We start from the raw sequence: 17,325 nt of genomic DNA on the forward strand, positions 1-17,325 counted from the left end.
CGGTTCCCCGGGGACAAAGGGGGTAGGGGGCGCGGGTACGGTCAGCCTGCAACCGATGTTCCCGGGGAGACACGCCATGCGAGGCCATGCGATCACCGGTGCGTTAGTGCTCTTAGCGGGGCTCTTGGTCCCCGCCGCACCGGCTGCGAACGCCAGCGCAGCGACACCGTTCCAGCGAGGCACCAGGTACGAGGCGGAATCCGCCACGATCGTCCAGGGCCGGGTCGAAAGGGCCCGCCGCGGCTTCACCGGCCGCGGCTACGTCAACGGAGCCAACCGGGCCGGAAGTTACGTCGAGTGGTCGGTCACGGCCGAGACGGCCGGCGAAGCCAGAATCCTCATCAGGTACGCGAACACGAACGGGCGATCCGCGCGCTCGGACATCTCGGTGAACGGGCAGACCGTGGCCGAGGACCAGCGTTTCCCGGGGATCCGGTGGTGGCGCTTCTGGCGGACGGTGTCCTTCCGGACGGCCCTCGTCCAGGGTGAGAACACCATCCGCATCACGGCGACCGGCCGCCGCGGCAATCCGCACCTCGACCACCTGGAAGTCCGTACCCTGACGACTCCCCCGACCGAAACCCCGCCTCCCACCGAAACCCCTCCCCCGTCCGAGACACCGCCTCCGACGGAATGCCCGACGGTGACTCCCCCGGCCGAAACACCGCCAGCTGAGACACCCCCAGCCGAAACACCGCCCGCCGAGACACCGCCCGCCGAGACGCCTCCGGGTGAGACGCCGCCGGTGGAGTCGCAGACTCCCTCGCTTCTCGGGTCGGCACCGGCGCAGACCGCGCCTCCGGTTCCTTCGTCTCCTCCGGCCGGCACCGATCCGGCTCTGACACCGCCAACGGATCCGACGCCAAGCGCGACACCGCCCGTGGACCCGACGCCGAGCGTGACCCCGCCCAACACGGCTCCTCCGTGCGAACCCCCTCCCTGTACGCCTCCAGCCCCGACACCACCCGGCAGCACTCCCCCGGCCGAGACGCCCCCGGGCGTGACTCCTCCCGCCGAGACGCCCACCGGTGCGACTCCCCCCGCTGAGACTCCCCCGGCCGAGACGCCTCCGGGCGCGACTCCCCCGGCATCCACTCCTCCCGCGGAAACGCCGCCGACCGACACGACTCCCAGCGTGACGCCTCCCGGCGTAACACCTCCGGGCGAAACACCTCCCGGCCAGACTCCTCCGGGCGAGACCCCGCCGGGCGAGACCCCGCCAGGTGAGACCCCTCCAGGTGAGACGCCGCCGGCTGAGTGCCCGCCGCCCGGGGACGACACCGAGATTCCGACCGCGCCCGGTCAGCCCGTCTGCCAGGACATCGGATCCGACCAGCTGGGTCTCGACTGGCCGGTCTCCACGGACAACGTCGAGGTCGTCGGGTACGACATCTTCGACGGCAGCACCACGATCGCCAACGCTCCCGCGCCCCCGGTGCTGATCGTCGGTCTCACCCCGGCGACCACCTACCAGTTCACCGTCGTCGCGCGGGACGCGGCGGGCAACGTCTCCGACAGCAGCCCGATGGTGGAGTGCGCCACCACCGAGGCCGGCGACACCGAGGCGCCGAGCGCACCGGCCGAGCTGACCCAGGCCAACGTGACGGCCACCACCGTCGACCTGTCCTGGCAGGCGTCCACCGGGGAGCCGACCGCCTACCTGGTCCGGGACGCGGAGGAGAACGTGCTCGCCACGACCGCCGGTGACGCGACCAGCGCGACCGTCTCCGGCCTGACCTGCGCCACGCCGTACACCGTGCATGTGGTGGCGCGGGACGCGGCCGGAAACCTGTCGGAGCCGAGCGGCACCCAGGAGTTCACGACGGCGGCCTGCGCCGAGAGCGGCGTGCCGCAGGAGGCGGCGACGCTGTCGGAGGGCTGGACGATCCCGTGGGACGTGGCCTGGTCGCCCACCGGAGACTGGTCGCTGGTGACCCAGCGGGACGATTTCAAGGTTTTCAAGGTCACGGCCGCCGGTGAGCGCACCGAGGTGGGCACGGTCCCCGAGACCGTCACCACCGACGGCGAGGGCGGCCTGATGGGCATCGCCGTCCCCGCCACCTGGAACGGCACCACCGACCGCGACGTCTACGTCATGCACACGGCCGCCGAGGGCAACCGCGTGGCCAGGATGGCCTTCGACGGCACCGCCCTCAGCGACTACCGCACGGTCCTGACCGGCATCCGCAAGAACCGCTTCCACAACGGCGGCCGGATCCGCTTCGGCCCGGACGGCTTCCTGTACGTCACCACCGGGGACGCCCAGCAGCCCAGCCTGGCCCAGGACCCCACCTCGCTCAACGGCAAGATCCTGCGCATCACCAAGGACGGCGCCGCCGCCCCCGGCAACCCGTCCGGCACGCCCGTCTACTCGCTCGGCCACCGCAACCCGCAGGGCCTGGCCTGGGACTCGGCCGGACGCCTCTGGTCCAGCGAACTCGGCAACATGTCCTGGGACGAACTCAACCTCATCGAGGCCGGCAAGAACTACGGCTGGCCCACGTGTGAGGGCGAGTGCGCCACCGAGGGCATGACCAACCCGAAGAAGACCTGGACCCCCGCCATGGCCTCCCCCAGCGGCCTGGCCATCGTCGGCGACACCGCGTACGTGGCGGCGATGCGCGGCGAACGCCTGTGGCGAGTCCCCCTGAACGGCACCGAGGCGGGCGAGGCGTCCGCCTACTTCCAGGGCGAGCACGGCAGGCTCAGGGCCGTCGAGAAGGTCCCGGACGCCGACGCCCTCTGGCTCGGCACCACCAACGGCGAAGGGGACAAGCTGCTCCGCGTCCCGCTCGGATAAACAGTGAAACGGCTCCCGCGCAGATCGCGCGGGAGCCGTTCCATGTATTCCGGGGACGACTCACGCGAGAGCCGTACCGGACGAAGATCAGGGCCAGTCGAGGGAGGGGCGGAGGGGGACGTGGGAGCGGCCTTCGTCGTCGAGGCGGACGCCGAGGACCTGGTGGAGCTGGATCTTGTTGCGCTCGAAGCCGACGATGCAGCCGGCCATGTAGAGGCGCCACACCCGGGCGGTGCCCTGGCCGACCTCGCGGATCGCCTCGTCCCAGTGGTCGTCCAGGTTGTGGCACCAGTCGCGCAGAGTCAGCGCGTAGTGCTCGCGCAGGTTCTCCTCGTGGCGGATCTCGAAGCCGAGGTCCTCCATCTCCCGGACGATCGTGCCGATCGACTCCAGCTCGCCGTCGGGGAAGACGTAGCGGTTGATGAAGCCGCCCTTGTTGATGGTGCGCTCTTTGCCGGTCGGGCGGGTGATGCAGTGGTTGAGCAGCCGGCCGCCGGGCTTGAGCTTGCCGTACAGGAAGGAGAAGTAGGAGGAGAGCTGGTCACGGCCGATGTGCTCGGTGAGGCCGATGGAGCTGATGACGTCGAAGTCGTTCTCGGCGACGTCGCGGTAGTCGAGGAAGCGCACTTCGGCGAGGTCGCCGAGGCCCTCCTCGGCGATGGCCTTCTGCGCCCATTCGGCCTGCTGGCGGCTGAGGGTGACGCCGAGGGCCTTCACCCCGTACTCGCGGGCGGCGTGGCGGACCATGCTGCCCCAGCCGCAGCCCACGTCCAGCAGGCGCGTGCCGGGCTTGAGGTCGAGCTTCTTGGCCACCAGGTCGAACTTGGTGTGCTGGGCCTCTTCCAGCGTGGCGTCCTGGGCCGGGTACGTGGCGCACGTGTACGCCATGGACGGGCCGAGCACCCACTCGTAGAAGCGGTTGGAGACGTCGTAGTGGTGGTGGATCGCCTCGGCGTCGCGCTGTTTGGCGTGCCGGCTGCCGAGCCGGGCCATCGCCGAACGGCGGACCTCCTGGGCGGGCAGCGGCACCCGGGTCAGCAGCGGTTTCACGCCGAGCGCCCGGATGGCGGCCATCTTCTCGCTCAGCGGGATGTCGTTGATCGTCAGTGACCACATCCGGTCGAGCAGCGTGTACATGTCCCCGTGCACGTCCAGGTGGCCGGAGATGTACGCCCTGGCCATGCCCAGCTCGCCGGGTGCCTGCGCCAGGTACGAGACCGCGAGCGGCGACTTCACCTCTAGCCGGATGTCCGCGCCGGACGGACCGGCCTTACTGCCGTCGTAGGCGACGAATTCGATGCCGGCCCCAGATCCGACGACCCGTTCAAAGATCTCGGCAAGATTCATGCCATCACCTTCCCCGTACACATTTCTCATACAGGTCGAGCAGACGTCCACCCGGGTCGTACGCGCGCTTGACCGGCCAGTAGGCGTCTCCGTTGTAGAAGCGCCAGAACTCCTCTCGAGCATAGAAGGAGCTCGAATAGAGAGACTTGTGGCCCTCCAGTTCGTGCACGGCGTGCTCGATCAGGCGGTTGTAGTAACCGTCCTGCTGCCCCCGCGGCAGCGCGACCATCCCCCAGAAACCGAAGTTCACGTACAGCCGGCCGGGCTCCAGCGGGTAGAGGCTCCACTCCCGCGTGGACTTCAGCGGGCACATCCAGAGCGGCGTCATGCCCACCTGGCGGTGAAAGAAGTCCAGGAACTCGGCGCCCCGCTCGACCGGGACCTCCACGTCCTGGATGACCGACTCGTGGACCGGGTTGTCCCGCCAGCGGTCGATCCTGGCGGTGATGCCGTACCGCTGGTCGAGGCCGACGAGCTTGCGGTAGACGTCGGAGCGCAGCCAGCGGCGCGGCGTGATGGAACGCACCAGGGGCTGCTGCACGCCGAAGGCCCGCGAGCACCAGAACCAGTCGGTGTCCCAGCGCCACAGGTAGTCACGGATGGTGAGCCAGTCGCGCGTACGGTTCCGCATCGACTGGTAGTAGATCCGCATCCCCGTGTAGTCCGACACGTACGGCGCGCGCTCCGCGAACCGGCCGAGCGTGATGTACATCTCATCGGGCCCGAAGTACGTGCCGTCGATGAAGTCGATCGGGTCGCCGTCGTGCTCGCGGGTCTCGCAGATCTCCTGCATGGCCAGCATGCACTTGTCGGCGTCGGTGAACCGCACGTGCGTGAGGCGCACGTACGGCTGCACGGGGGCCAGCTTGATCTTGATGCGGAGCGCGTAGCCGAGCGTGCCGTACGAGTTCGGGAAGGCGTTGAACAGGTCGCTGAACTCGTTGTCGGCGCGGGCGACCACGATCCTGCCGTCGCCGGTGAGGATCTCCAGCTCCTCCACCGACTCGTGCGGCAGGCCGTCCTTGAAGGAGCTGGACTCGATGCCGAGCCCGGTGACCGCGCCACCCAGCGTGATCGTCTTCAGCTGCGGCACCACGAACGGCATGAGCCCGTGCGGCAGGGTCGCGTCGACCAGGTTCTCGTAGGTCGTCATGCCCTGCACCTCGGCGGTGCGGGTCACCGGATCCACGTGGATGACCTGGTCGAGGTCGCGGGCGGAGAGCTTGGCCGTCTTGGTGGGCTCACGGAAGCGGAACAGGTTCGTCGTGGCCTTGGCCAGCCGCGGAGCCGCGTCCTCGGGCATCGCCGCGTAGGACTCGCGGATCTGCTCCACCGCTCTCCGATGGGTGGTCATACTGGTCGTGCGCTCGGGCATGACACCACCCCCAGGGATTGTAGAGATCGTCCTAGAGGAACGCTATCCCCCTAAAACACCGCAGACCAGACTACACACGTTAAGCCCGAGAAAACTGTCGGGTCGATGGGCGTGCGTTGACGGTTGTTCCCCGCTCTCACATGGGAGAACCCTCAATCCCTGCGGCGGATCACCGGGGTCACGCCGTTGACCACGTTGGCCACCGGGCGGCCCGTGACGGCGGCCTCCAGATTGCCGAGCACGGCCTGGAGCAGGCGGCCGGTGGACTGCTGGGTGGCTCCGGCGACGTGCGGGGAGAGCAGCACGCGGTCGCTCTCGCGCAGCGGGTCGCCGGGCGGCAGCGGCTCGGTGGCGTACACGTCCAGGGCGGCTCCGGCCAGGTGCCCGGAGGCGAGGGCGTCCAGCAGGGCGCGCTCGTCGACGATGCCGCCCCTGGCCGCGTTGACCAGGTACGACCCCTGCGGCATGCGGGCCAGCCTGGCGGCGTCCAGCAGGCCGCGGGTCTCCTCGGCCAGCGGGAGCACGACCACCAGCACGTCGCTGGTCTCGATCAGCTCGTCCAGTTCGCGGTAGGGCGCGTGGGCGTCGGGTTTGGGGGTGCGGGACCAGTAGCAGACCTGGCATCCCAGGCCGCTGAACATCTGGGTGCAGAGCGCGCCGATGGCGCCGTGGCCGAGGACGCCCACCCGGCACGAGGACAGCTCGCCGGGGCGCAGGTCCAGCTGCGGCCATCCCCCGGCGCGGGTCGCCGCGTCACCCTGGACCAGGCGGCGCACCAGGGCGAAAGCCGCGGCCACGCACCATTCGGCCACGCCCAGCGCGTTGGCTCCCGCCGTGTTGGCGAGCGGGACGCCGACGGCGGCCAGGGCCTCCAGGTCGTGGCCGTCCACGCCCACCGAGGGCTGCTGGGCGAAGGCCAGCTTGGGCGCGTGCCGGACGGCCTCCGCGTCCAGGACCAGCGTGCCGCTCCAGTCCCCGATCACGATCTCGGCGTCGGGGAGCGCCTCCAGCAGCGCGGCGCGGTCCCGCCGGGCCGGTACGGAGACCTCCACCCGGTCGCCGAGACCGCCCAGCATGCCGCGCACGGCGGCCTCGGGCAGCGGCGGAAGGGCGAGCACGTGCCACGGTTTCATGATCCCACCCTAGGCCGGAAACTCCCCAGAACCCGGGTCATCGCGACAGTCTGATTCGCCCAGCGCGTCTGCTCGGACGTCCAGGTCAGGAGGTAGGCGTTCGCGCCCACCGTGATCAGCCGGTTCAGCTCCCGGTAGCGCACCCCGGAGGTGAGCCAGGGCTGGCTCCGGGTGTCGCCCGCCGTGAAGACGGCCTCCCATTCGATGGCGCTGCCGTACGAGGTGGAGACGCGGTCGGTCCGCAGGCGACGGTAGTCGCGCAGGTCGCGGGAGCGGGTGACCTCCACATCGGTGATCATCTGGCGCGCGGGCGCGTACGCGGAGGCCTCCTCGACGCCGAGGTGGCTCGCGCCGTCGCGGCTGAGCCATTCGGTGTACCCCTCGGCGCGGGAGCCGGTCCAGGCGCGGGGGTAGCCGATCGTCCAGCCGGCCGGGGAGACGTACCGCTTGAAGACCGAGGTGGGGGTGGGGGACGGGGTCGGGCTGGGGGACGGCGACGGCGAGGCGGTGGCCATCGGCAGCGCGGGCCCGTTGAGCGACATCATCGACCAGGCCGCGGTCCCGCTGAGCGCCACCGCCGCCACCGCCGCCACCGCGATCAGCCAGGTACGGCCCCGCCGCCGACGGCCGCGCTCCTTGGCCGGTTCGCCCTCGACCGGGGCCAACAGGCGCTCGGCCTCCGCCGCCGTGGCCCGCTCGGCGGGATCACGTCTGAGCAGCGCCGACAGGGCCGGGTGCAGGGCGGGGTGGAGGCGGCCGAAGTCGGGTTCCTCGGTGATCACCGCCGCCACGGTAGCGATCATGGTGCCCCGGTCGAAGGGCGACTTGCCGAGCACGGCCGCGTACAGGGTGGCGCCGAGCGACCACAGGTCGGAGGGCGGCCCGAAATCGCGGCCCTCGGCCCGCTCGGGCGCGATGAACGCGGGCGAGCCGGTCAGCGTGCCGACCACGGGCAGCTCAGGGTCGGCCTCGGCGGTGGCGACGCCGAAGTCGGTGAGCACCGCCCGCCCCTCCGGCGTGACCAGGATGTTGGCCGGCTTGACGTCGCGGTGCAGCACGCCGGCCGCGTGCGCGGTGTCCAGGGCGGCGAGGATCTGCCTGCCGATCGCGGCCACCTCCCGCACCGGCATCGAACCCTGCTCCCGGACCAGCTGCTCCAGCGAGGGCGCGGCGATCAACTCCATCACGATCCACGGGCGGCCGTCCTCCTCCACCACGTCGTAGATCGCGACGATGTTGCGGTGGCTGAGGCGGGCGGCGGTCCTGGCCTCCCGGCCGGTCCGCAGCAGCTGGCGTTCCAGCTCATGGACCGGCAGCCCGAGCGGCAGCAGGACCTCCTTGACCGCGACCGGCCGGTCCAGCAGCGTGTCGTGACCCTCCCACACCACGCCCATGGCGCCCTGGCCCAGCTTGCGCTTGAGCTGGTAGCGCCGCGCGACCAGGCGCTCCCCCTCCATCGTGGCCCCCTTGAGCGAACCTAAAGAGCGCCAATTCTCCCATACCGACCACCCCCAGGCGGTGCCACGCGCGCCGGTTCCGAATATTGTTCTAGGTACTGTCGCCTGACCGAGGGAGCCGGGAATGAGCGGACCGCTGGCCGGGATTCGCGTGCTGGAACTGGCCGGGCTGGCCCCCGGGCCGTTCGCGGGCATGATGCTGGCCGACCACGGCGCGGAGGTGCTCCGGGTGGACCGGGTCAAGGCGGTCACCGACGTGCCACGCCGCGACGTGATGGACCGGGGCAAACGGTCGATCGGCCTGGACCTGAAGTCCCCCGCCGGGGTGGCGGCCCTCAAACAGCTGGCCGCCACCGCGGACGTGGTCATCGAGGTGTTCCGGCCGGGCGTCGCCGAACGCCTGGGCATCGGCCCCGACGACCTGCTGGCCGTGAACGAGCGCCTGATCTACGGCCGGATGACCGGCTGGGGCCAGGACGGCCCGCTGGCCCCCACCGCGGGCCACGACATCGACTACATCGCCCTCTCCGGCGTGCTCTCCACGCTGGGCCGGGCCGGGGAGAAGCCCACCCCGCCGATCAACATCCTCGGCGACTTCGCCGGCGGCGGCCTCATGCTCGCGTACGGCGTGCTGCTCGCCCTCATCGAACGCGGGCGCACCGGCCGGGGCAGGGTGATCGACGCCGCCATGGTGGACGGCGCCGCCCTGCTCTTCTCGATGTTCTTCCAGGCCGCCCAGACCGGCTGGTGGGGCGAACGCGGCACCAACCTGCTGGACTCCGGCGCCCCCATGTACGACACGTACGAGACGGCCGACGGCAGACACGTCGCCGTGGGCTCGCTGGAACCGCAGTTCTGGGCCGAGATGCTCCGCCTGATGGGCCTCACCGACCTGCCGGACCGGGACGACCGGGCCAACTGGCCGGCCATCAGGGAACGCCTGACCGCCGCCTTCAAGTCCCGGACCCGGCAGGACTGGGAGACCGTCTTCGCGGGGTCGGACGCGTGCGTCACGCCCGTACTGGACCTGGCCGAAGCCCCGGACCACCCGCACAACCGCGCCCGGGGCATGTTCGTCGAGATCGACGGCGCGACCCAGCCGGCGCCCGCCCCCCGCCTGCTCGGCGCGTCCCGCGGCGACCTCGCGCCCGCGACCCGCCTGGACGACCTGACGTCCTGGGGGCTGGACGAAGCAACCGCAAAAACCCTCCGCGACCAGGGAGTTCTCGCCTGATGGACGTCTTCGAAGCGCTGTACACCACCCGGGCCATGCGCCGCGTCAAACCGGACCCGATCCCGGCCGAGGTCCAGGAGCGCATCCTGGACGCGGCCGTACGCGGGCCGAGTGGCGGCAACACCCAGAGCTGGCGGTTCCTGCTGCTGGACGATCCGGCGGTGAAGGCGGAGCTCGGGCCGCTGTACCGGCAGGCGCTCGGGGTGCTGTTCGACACGCACTACAAGCCGATGCGGGAGAAGGGGGACGCGCGGGCGCAGAGCGTGCTCAGGTCGGCGCAGCATCTCGCGGACCATTTCGAGGCGTACCCGCTGATGCTCTTCGCGTTCACGCGCAACGACCCGTCCGGAGGGTCGATCTTCCCGTCGGTCTGGAGCGCGCAGCTGGCCGCCCGCGCCTTCGGGGTCGGCAGCGCGCTGACCACCGTGCTCGGGCTGTTCCACGGCGAGGAGGCGATGCGCATCCTGGGCGTGCCCGAGGGCAAGGGCTGGACGATGGCGTGCACCGTGACCTTCGGCTACCCGACCGGCCGCTGGGGGGTCGCGCCGCGGCGTCCGGTCCACGAGGTGAGCTTCCGCAACCGGTGGGGTGAGCCGGTGGGCTTCGAGATCCCCGAGCCGCTGTGGAACTACGAGGCCGGCGCCTCGGAGTAGGGCGCCTCGGTGTACTCGGTGTAGGAGGGCAGGACGGCGACGTAGAGGTCCGCGCCGCCCGGGTGGTGGACCTCCAGGTCGGTGGTGAAGGCGCGGGCCGGGGACGCGCCCGACTCGGTGTGCTTCCAGAGGTACTGCCAGGCCTCGACGAGCGTCTGCGGCAGCGGGCCGCGCACCTCCAGGTGCATGCAGGGCAGGCCCGGCACGCGGACCGCGACCATGCCCTCCGGCAGCCGGGTGGCGGTGTGCACGGCGACGCCGACGATCTGGGTGTACGCGCCGTTGTGGTCGCTCTCGTAGTCGGTGAGCACCGCGTAGAGGTTCTCGTCGGAACGTCCGGGGACGTGCGCGAAGGCGCCGGGCGCGCCCGCGCGGGCCCAGAGCCCCGGCAGTTGCGCGCGCGCCGGGTCGGCCTCGGCCGCGTTCGTGGTCCGCACGACGTGGCCGACGACGAGCAGCTCGGGCCGCTCAACAATGATCACAGATCGTCCCCCTTCGACTGAACTGATCGGCGACATCCTTACATACCGTGCTGGAAGGCAGGGAATGTTGATAACGTGCGATTTCTCAATGACATAACCCCGCCGTACGACCTGACCTACAGCGACGTGTTCATGGTCCCCTCCAGGTCGGACATCGGGTCGAGGCTCACCGTGGACCTGTCCTCCCGGGACGGCACGGGCACCACGATCCCGGTGGTGGTGGCCAACATGACCGCGGTGGCCGGCCGCCGGATGGCGGAGACCGTGGCCAGGCGCGGCGGGCTCACCGTGATCCCCCAGGACATCCCCTTCGACGTCGTGGCGGACGTCATCGAGTGGGTCAAGGGGCGCGACCTCATCCATGACACCCCGATCACGCTCACCCCGCACGACACCGTCGGGGAGGCGCTCAACCTGCTGCCGAAGCGGGCGCACGGCGCCGTCATCGTGGTCGACTGGGACAACCGGCCGATCGGCGTGGTGACCGAGGCCGACTGCCAGGGCGTGGACATGTTCACCCAGCTCTCGCAGGTCATGACCGGGTCGCCGCAGACGCTGCCGCAGGGCGTCGACCCGCAGGCCGCGTTCGAGGCCCTGCACGAGGGCCGGCACCGGCTCGCGCCGGTGGTGGACGGGGACGGCCGCCTGGTCGGCATCCTCACCAGGACCGGCGCGCTGCGGGCCACGCTCTACCAGCCGGCCACGGACTCCTCCGGCAGGCTGCGGGTCGCGGCGGCCGTGGGGATCAACGGCGACGTGGCCGCCAAGGCGAAGGAGCTGCTCGACGCGGGCGCCGACGCGCTCGTGGTGGACACCGCGCACGGGCACCAGGAGAAGATGCTGGCCGCGCTCGTGGCGGTGCGGGCCCTCTCGCCGGACGTGCCGATCGTGGCGGGCAACGTGGTGACCGCGGGCGGCGTACGGGACCTGGTGGAGGCCGGGGCCGACATCGTGAAGGTGGGCGTCGGGCCCGGCGCGATGTGCACCACCCGGATGATGACCGGCGTCGGGCGTCCCCAGTTCTCCGCCGTGCTCGAATGCGCCGCCGAGGCCCGCCGCCTCAACCGCCACATCTGGGCCGACGGCGGCGTACGGCATCCGCGTGACGTCGCCCTCGCCCTGGCCGCCGGGGCCTCCAACGTGATGATCGGCTCCTGGTTCGCCGGGACGTACGAGTCGCCGGGCGACACCCGGACGGCCGCGGACGGGCGCAAGTACAAGGAGAACTTCGGCATGGCCTCGGCCAGGGCCGTACGGCTGCGCACGGCCGAGGACAGCCCGTTCGAGCGCGCCCGCAAGGCCCTGTTCGAGGAGGGCATCTCGACCTCCCGGATGTACCTGGACCCGGTCCGGCCGTCCGTGGAGGACCAGATCGACGAGATCGTGGCCGGTCTGCGCTCCTCCTGCACCTACGCGGGGGCGGCCAGCCTGGAGGAGCTCCACGAGCGGGCGGTCGTGGGCGTGCAGAGCGCCTCCGGGTACACGGAGGGCATGCCGCTGCACCAGAGCTGGTGATTCAAGCCGCGTCGGCGGGGTAGTGGGATCGCCCATTTCCCCGCCAACGCAGAGGCGAGCATGTATCAGACCCGGACCACCGAGGACTCCGACCTGACGGCGGACCGCCGCCTGCTGGTCAGCTACAACAACTACACCGCGGCGCAGGGCGTCGTGGACACCCTCTCCGACGCGGGCTTCCCCGTCGAGCACGTCGCCATCGTGGGCAGCGACCTGCGCCTGGAGGAGAACGTCACCGGCCGCATGACCACCCCCCGCGCCGCGCTCAGAGGGGCCGGCAGCGGCGCCATGTTCGGCCTGGTCGTCGGCCTGTTCCTGGGACTCTTCACCACGACGAGCACCTCCTTCATCGCCCTGGTGCTCTGGTCCATCCTGTGGGGGGCCATCGCCGGCGCGGCCTTCGGCGCCACCTCCCACGCCTTCCAGGGCGGCACCCGCGACTTCACCTCCCGCAGCCTGATCGTGGCCGGCCGCTACGACGTCCTGGTCGCCACGTCCATGATCGAACAGGCCCGGACGGTCCTCCAGGGCGGTCTCGCCCCCGCCGACACCGTCGTCGTCGACCGTCCCCCGGCCGCTCCGGCCCCCGCTCCCCCGGCGCCGCCCGCCAGCAGCGACGGCGACACGACGGAGCACGACCGCGCCCTCATGGACGACCTCCTCACCGAGGACAGCCCGAAAGGCCGCGGCGGGCGCAAGTGACCCAAGCCTGACCCGTGCGCGACGGCACTCCGATCGACATCGATGTGCGGGCCGTCGACGACCCGTGCGGTCTCGGCGTGGGGGAAGCCGCCGATGGTCCGCGTACTCCCGGTAGAGTCGGCAGGTCCGGCCGGAACGCGGCCGGCCGCCGGCACGGGGGGCGCGCCACCTATGCCGGACGCCGGCGGCATCGCCGTCCGGCGACCGAGCGGCGCGCTTGAAACAAGGAGACCCACGTGGCACTCGAAAAGCCCGAGATCGACTTCCCCGAGGGCAACCCGCCCTCCGACCTGGAGATCGTCGACCTGGTCGAGGGCGACGGCGCCGAGGCCAAGCCCGGGCAGACCGTGAGTGTGCATTATGTCGGCGTCGCGTTCTCGACCGGCGAGGAGTTCGACGCGTCCTGGAACCGCGGCCAGGCCTTCCAGTTCCCGCTGGGCGGCGGCCAGGTCATCGCGGGCTGGGACCAGGGCGTCGCGGGCATGAAGGTCGGCGGTCGCCGCCGCCTCACCATCCCCCCGCACCTCGGGTACGGCAACCGCGGCGCCGGTCGCGTGATCAAGCCCGGCGAGACCCTCATCTTCGTGGTCGACCTGCTCGACGTCGGCTGATCCACCATCCCGCCAGCCCCCGGCCACGACACCGGGGGCTGCGGATTCGGTGGTGGATTCGGTGGTGGATTAGGTGGTGGCGGGCGTGGCCACTCTGGCGGCATTACAACGGACTAGGGCAGGATTACCGTGTGTTGCTGATCGATCTTGCCCGGACCTCCGCCGCCGTGGCCGCCGAGTCGGCCCGGCTGGCCAAGATCAGACATCTGGCCGAGCTACTGGGCAGGGTGGGACCGGACGAGGCCGAGATCGCCATCGCGTACCTGTCGGGGGAGCTGCCGCAGCGGCAGATCGGCGTGGGCTGGCGCTCGCTGCAGGACCTGCCGGAGCCCCGGCTCGCGGCCACCGCCACCCTCACCCAGATCGACGCGCTGCTCGAACGCATCAAGGCCCAGTCCGGCCAGGGTTCCCAGGCGGCGCGCAAGCAGCTGGTCGCCGAGCTGTTCGGCGCGGCCACCCGGCCCGAGCAAACCTTCCTCGGCCGTTTGCTGACCGGTGAACTCCGGCAGGGCGCCCTCGACGGCGTGATGATCGAAGCCATCGCCAAGGCGGCCGACGTCCCCTCCCCCGAGGTACGGCGGGCGCTCATGATGCGCGGCTGGCTCCCCGCCGTGGGGGCGGCGGCGCTCTCCGGCGGCGTCGAGGCGTTGCGCGGCTTCCACCTGGAGGTCGGCCGGCCGGTCGCGCCGATGCTGGCGCAGAGCGCCCCGACGGTCACCGCCGCGCTGGAGAAGATCGGCGGAGAGGCCGCCGTGGAGTGGAAGCTCGACGGCGTACGCGTGCAGGCGCACCGGTCGGGCGACCAGGTCGGCGTGTTCACCCGGACCCTGGACGACATCACCGCGCAGGTGCCCGAACTCGTCACGGCCATGCTCGGGCTGGAGCGTACGGACGTGGTGCTGGACGGGGAGGTCATCGCGCTGCGGCCGGACGGGAGTCCCGAGCCGTTCCAGGTGACGGCGGCCCGGGTGGCGACGAAGGTCGGGCCCCGGGAGGTGCCGCTGAGCGTGTTCTTCTTCGACGCGCTCCGGGTGGACGGGGTGGACCTGCTGGATCTGCCCGACGCGGAGCGGCATGCGGCGCTGGCGGGAGCCGTACCGGCGGAGTTGATCGCGCCCCGGCTGGTGACCGCCGATCCGGAGGAGGGCGAGGCGTTCTTCTCCGACGCGGTACGGCGGGGGCACGAAGGGGTGGTCGTGAAGGCCCCCCAGACGGCGTACGCGGCGGGACGGCGGGGCGCCGGGTGGATCAAGGTCAAGCCCCGGCACACGCTGGATCTGGTGGTGCTGGCGGTCGAATGGGGGCATGGACGGCGGGAGGGCAAGCTGTCCAATCTCCACCTGGGCGCGCTTGATCCGGAGACGGGCGGATACGTCATGCTCGGGAAGACCTTCAAGGGTCTGACCGATGAGCTGCTCGCGTGGCAGACCGAGCAGTTCCTGCGGCTCGCGGACGGGCCGACGGACGGGTGGACGGTCACCGTGAAGCCGGAGATGGTGGTGGAGATCGCGTTCGACGGGGTGCAGCGGTCGACGCGGTATCCGGGCGGGATGGCGCTGCGGTTCGCGCGGGTGCTGCGGTATCGGCCGGACAAGCGCGCGGAGGAAGCGGACACGATCGCCAGCGTGCGATCCCTCCTGCCTCTTTAGAGGTCAGCTTGCCCGGGATTCTCCAGGTTTGCGCTCTCGGGGTGACTTGGCGATCTATGCGCTTTCGTTATAAGCGGCGGTCAGACGCGTGACGGGCTGCCTAGGCTCCCGTTAGCTGTGAGATGAGCCACACGAATACCCATATGGGCGATTTGTCGCATATGTTGCCTATTGCTCTGTGTGACCGGATTGTGTCACAGGCATTTCCTGGCGTCAGTTTCTGCCCCCGATCAAGGACCGTGGTTCCCTTGGGCCAGCATTCCGCCCCTACGAGTTCTGTCGCGCGTCGAATCGTGATCGCCGTGATCGCCACCGGCGGTCTCGCCGCCGCCAGTGTGACGGGATGGTCGTTGACCAGGGATCCGGAGCTCGGTCCTGTCCCGGTGGCCCGTGAACTGCCTGCCGCGACGCCTTCGGCCGTACCGACGGCGGGCAGGCCGGTGGCGGCGTCCGACGCAAAGCCGTCCGAGGCGAGTCCCGCCGCCACGCCCACGCCGAGCACGGTGACTCCGACCCCGAACCACGCGGCCGCGGAGGCGCCGAGCCTCAAGGTGATCTCGACGGGCAAGTGCGGGGCGGCCTACTACGACGAGGAGCAGAACACCGCGAGCGGCGAGCGTTTCAACCCGGACGCGCTGACCGCCGCCCACCGCTCACTCCCGATGAACAGCAAGATCAGGGTGATCAACCCGGCCAGCGGCGACTCGGTGGTCGTCCGGATCAACGACCGGGGGCCCTGGCAAGGCAACCTGTGCCTGGATCTTTCGCGGGCGGCCTTCAACGCCATCGGCGACCTGAAGAAGGGCATGATGCGCGTGCACTACGAGGTGCTCGGCTAGCGCTGCTCGTCCGCCGTCACGCCCGACAGCAGTTCGAGACAGCGGTTCGAGACAGCGGCTCGTGCGGGATCGGGTTCTGAGTGTCGGTCGCTACCGCCCGGGGGGCTGGGCGGTAGCGGTCACTTGATCAGGCGGAGAGTGAAGGGGTAGCGGAACTCGCTGTCGGACAGGGCCGAGATGCCGCCGACGATGGCGAGCACGATGCCCGCGACCCAGACGAACGGAACCAGGATCAGGCCGACGACGGTGATCGGGAGCAGGATGCTCGCCCCGAGCACGGTCAGGTGGAAGTTCAGCGACTCCACGGCATGCTTCCGCACGTACGGCGAGGTTTTGCCGGCCGTGAGGAGCATGATCAGAGGGCCGACGATGAACAGGCCGGTCAGGCTGATCAGGTGGGCGGCCGAGGCCACCACGCGGTCCGTCGAGTCCCGGGCCAGGGGCTGGGGCATGACGGGGGAGGCCATGCGCTGCAGGGGTGGCGGGGGTGGGATGAACGGGGGGCGGGAGCCGTACAGGTCCGTCATGATCGGCATGAGGTCGGCGTGGGTTCTGGCCGTCATGGCGAGGTGGAGGCGCTCGTCCATCTCGTCCTTGTCGAGGCGCCCCTCCGCGTACGCGACCTTGACGTGCTCGACCACCTGGTCTCGATCATCGTTCGTCACCCGGAGCTGGGGGTGCGGCGCGGGCGCCCCGCCCGGCCACGGTGGTGTCGCTGCCGCCGGCATCGAAAGCCTTACCTTCCGTCGATACGAGCTGCCGCACGAGGGACGCGCGGCCACAGGTTACTTCGAGTCTGCCTCGCGACCGAGGTGACGTGGCAATCTCACTTCCCATATTCGATCGAGCCATGGCCACGGTCCATCGGGGATGTCCCCCAGCGAACCCCGGGAGCGCCCTCATTGTCACCGCTGCGGCCTCAGGCCCGGTATATAAGGGGTATGAGATGGCGTGACCGCTACGGCCTTAGGCGCAATCGCGGCCCCAAGGTCGCCAAATTCGACCGAGAGGCGACAGATCAGGACATCGAGGCCCTGATCGAGTTCGCCAAGTCGCGAAGAGGCGTCGAGTTCTACGTCGAGCCGGAAACCTTCGCGACTGACACCACCGCCGTCGCCATCGCGCACGACGGCGAATGGACCCGCCGCCGGGTCGGCTCCCCCGCGGTCATCAAAAAGGTCGCCCGCGACCTGGCCCTTCCGGTTTACGACGTGCAACTCACGGGGTACCCGGCCCGCATGCGCGCGTACAACGAACGCCGCCGCCAAGCCGAATCCGACTAACTCCCCCGGGGTTACATTTCCCGCCCTCCCGGCCACAGGTTCAGCACTCAACGCCACAGCCACCTCAACCGCGCCCCACCGAGGACTCAGTCGATCGGTCCCATCCCAGAACCGGAAGGACGGTCGACCGCGTCCCGTCCTCGCAACGAACGACGGTCAGGCCGTGTCACGTCCTCGCATACGAAGGGCAGTCGGCTGGCGTCACGTGCTCTCGAACGAAGGACGGCCGGCTCGCGTCACGTCCA

Annotated in this window: 15 protein-coding genes; 9 read left to right on the forward strand and 6 right to left on the reverse strand. The window is 70.7% G+C overall.

Translation table 11 applies throughout. The features are described from left to right. The first annotated feature begins 76 nt into the window (after positions 1-76). Positions 77-2,800: a PQQ-dependent sugar dehydrogenase gene (locus tag Aph01nite_RS42825; protein ID WP_204045173.1), complete on the forward strand. Its 2,724-nt coding sequence runs from the start codon at positions 77-79 to the stop codon at positions 2,798-2,800. Positions 2,801-2,887: 87 nt separating this feature from the next. Here Aph01nite_RS42825 and Aph01nite_RS34120 read toward each other — a convergent pair whose 3' ends face one another. The 4 genes from Aph01nite_RS34120 to Aph01nite_RS34135 all read right to left on the reverse strand — a co-directional run bounded on the left by Aph01nite_RS34120 (position 2,888) and on the right by Aph01nite_RS34135 (position 8,112). After that, entirely contained in the window at positions 2,888-4,147 is a 1,260-nt protein-coding gene (locus Aph01nite_RS34120; protein WP_204045174.1) for a class I SAM-dependent methyltransferase, read from the reverse strand. 4 nt (positions 4,148-4,151) lie between these two features. Next, positions 4,152-5,522, reverse strand: a complete 1,371-nt coding sequence (locus Aph01nite_RS34125; RefSeq protein ID WP_239162191.1) for an FAD-binding oxidoreductase — start codon at positions 5,520-5,522, stop codon at positions 4,152-4,154. 152 nt (positions 5,523-5,674) lie between these two features. Continuing rightward, positions 5,675-6,655 carry an NAD(P)-dependent oxidoreductase gene (locus Aph01nite_RS34130; RefSeq protein WP_204045175.1) on the reverse strand — a complete coding sequence of 327 codons (981 nt, stop codon included), beginning with the start codon at positions 6,653-6,655 and terminating at the stop codon, positions 5,675-5,677. Beyond that, positions 6,652-8,112, reverse strand: coding sequence for a serine/threonine-protein kinase (locus Aph01nite_RS34135; protein ID WP_204045176.1), 1,461 nt, complete (start codon positions 8,110-8,112; stop codon positions 6,652-6,654). Before Aph01nite_RS34135 ends, Aph01nite_RS34130 begins: the two co-directional genes overlap by 4 nt. A gap of 124 nt (positions 8,113-8,236) precedes the next feature. Here Aph01nite_RS34135 and Aph01nite_RS34140 point away from each other — a divergent pair, with 124 nt between their 5' ends. Continuing rightward, positions 8,237-9,346, forward strand: a complete 1,110-nt coding sequence (locus Aph01nite_RS34140) for a CaiB/BaiF CoA transferase family protein (RefSeq protein ID WP_204045177.1) — start codon at positions 8,237-8,239, stop codon at positions 9,344-9,346. Next, positions 9,346-9,999 carry a nitroreductase family protein gene (locus tag Aph01nite_RS34145; RefSeq protein ID WP_204045178.1) on the forward strand — a complete coding sequence of 218 codons (654 nt, stop codon included), beginning with the start codon at positions 9,346-9,348 and terminating at the stop codon, positions 9,997-9,999. The genes Aph01nite_RS34140 and Aph01nite_RS34145 overlap by 1 nt, the downstream gene beginning before the upstream one ends. Here Aph01nite_RS34145 and Aph01nite_RS34150 read toward each other — a convergent pair. Then, on the reverse strand, positions 9,975-10,481 hold the full coding sequence (locus Aph01nite_RS34150; RefSeq protein ID WP_204045179.1) for a GyrI-like domain-containing protein: 507 nt from the start codon (positions 10,479-10,481) through the stop codon (positions 9,975-9,977). The genes Aph01nite_RS34145 and Aph01nite_RS34150 overlap by 25 nt on opposite strands. Before the next feature lie 75 nt (positions 10,482-10,556). Here Aph01nite_RS34150 and Aph01nite_RS34155 point away from each other — a divergent pair, with 75 nt between their 5' ends. From Aph01nite_RS34155 to Aph01nite_RS34175, 5 genes are all read left to right on the forward strand, one after another. Continuing rightward, positions 10,557-11,996, forward strand: coding sequence for a GuaB1 family IMP dehydrogenase-related protein (locus tag Aph01nite_RS34155; RefSeq protein WP_204045180.1), 1,440 nt, complete (start codon positions 10,557-10,559; stop codon positions 11,994-11,996). 60 nt (positions 11,997-12,056) lie between these two features. After that, positions 12,057-12,698, forward strand: coding sequence for a YflT domain-containing protein (locus Aph01nite_RS34160; protein WP_204045181.1), 642 nt, complete (start codon positions 12,057-12,059; stop codon positions 12,696-12,698). Between the two features lie 236 nt (positions 12,699-12,934). After that, positions 12,935-13,309 (forward strand): FKBP-type peptidyl-prolyl cis-trans isomerase, encoded by a 375-nt coding sequence (locus Aph01nite_RS34165; protein ID WP_204045182.1) that lies wholly within the window; start codon positions 12,935-12,937, stop codon positions 13,307-13,309. Positions 13,310-13,440: 131 nt separating this feature from the next. Beyond that, positions 13,441-14,958 (forward strand): ATP-dependent DNA ligase, encoded by a 1,518-nt coding sequence (locus Aph01nite_RS34170; protein ID WP_204045183.1) that lies wholly within the window; start codon positions 13,441-13,443, stop codon positions 14,956-14,958. Positions 14,959-15,251: 293 nt separating this feature from the next. Beyond that, positions 15,252-15,797, forward strand: coding sequence for a septal ring lytic transglycosylase RlpA family protein (locus Aph01nite_RS34175; protein WP_239162192.1), 546 nt, complete (start codon positions 15,252-15,254; stop codon positions 15,795-15,797). Between the two features lie 119 nt (positions 15,798-15,916). On the opposite strand, the gene Aph01nite_RS34180 is transcribed toward Aph01nite_RS34175, so the two are convergent. Beyond that, complete coding sequence (locus Aph01nite_RS34180) at positions 15,917-16,525, reverse strand: DUF1707 and DUF4870 domain-containing protein (RefSeq protein WP_204045185.1); 609 nt, start codon at positions 16,523-16,525, stop codon at positions 15,917-15,919. Between the two features lie 213 nt (positions 16,526-16,738). On the opposite strand from Aph01nite_RS34180, the gene Aph01nite_RS34185 reads away from it, so the two are divergent. Further along, on the forward strand, positions 16,739-17,080 hold the full coding sequence (locus Aph01nite_RS34185) for a hypothetical protein (protein ID WP_204045186.1): 342 nt from the start codon (positions 16,739-16,741) through the stop codon (positions 17,078-17,080). Positions 17,081-17,325 lie beyond the last annotated feature (245 nt).

Source organism: Acrocarpospora phusangensis, from assembly GCF_016862995.1.
GTDB classification, from domain to species: Bacteria; Actinomycetota; Actinomycetes; order Streptosporangiales; family Streptosporangiaceae; genus Acrocarpospora; species Acrocarpospora phusangensis.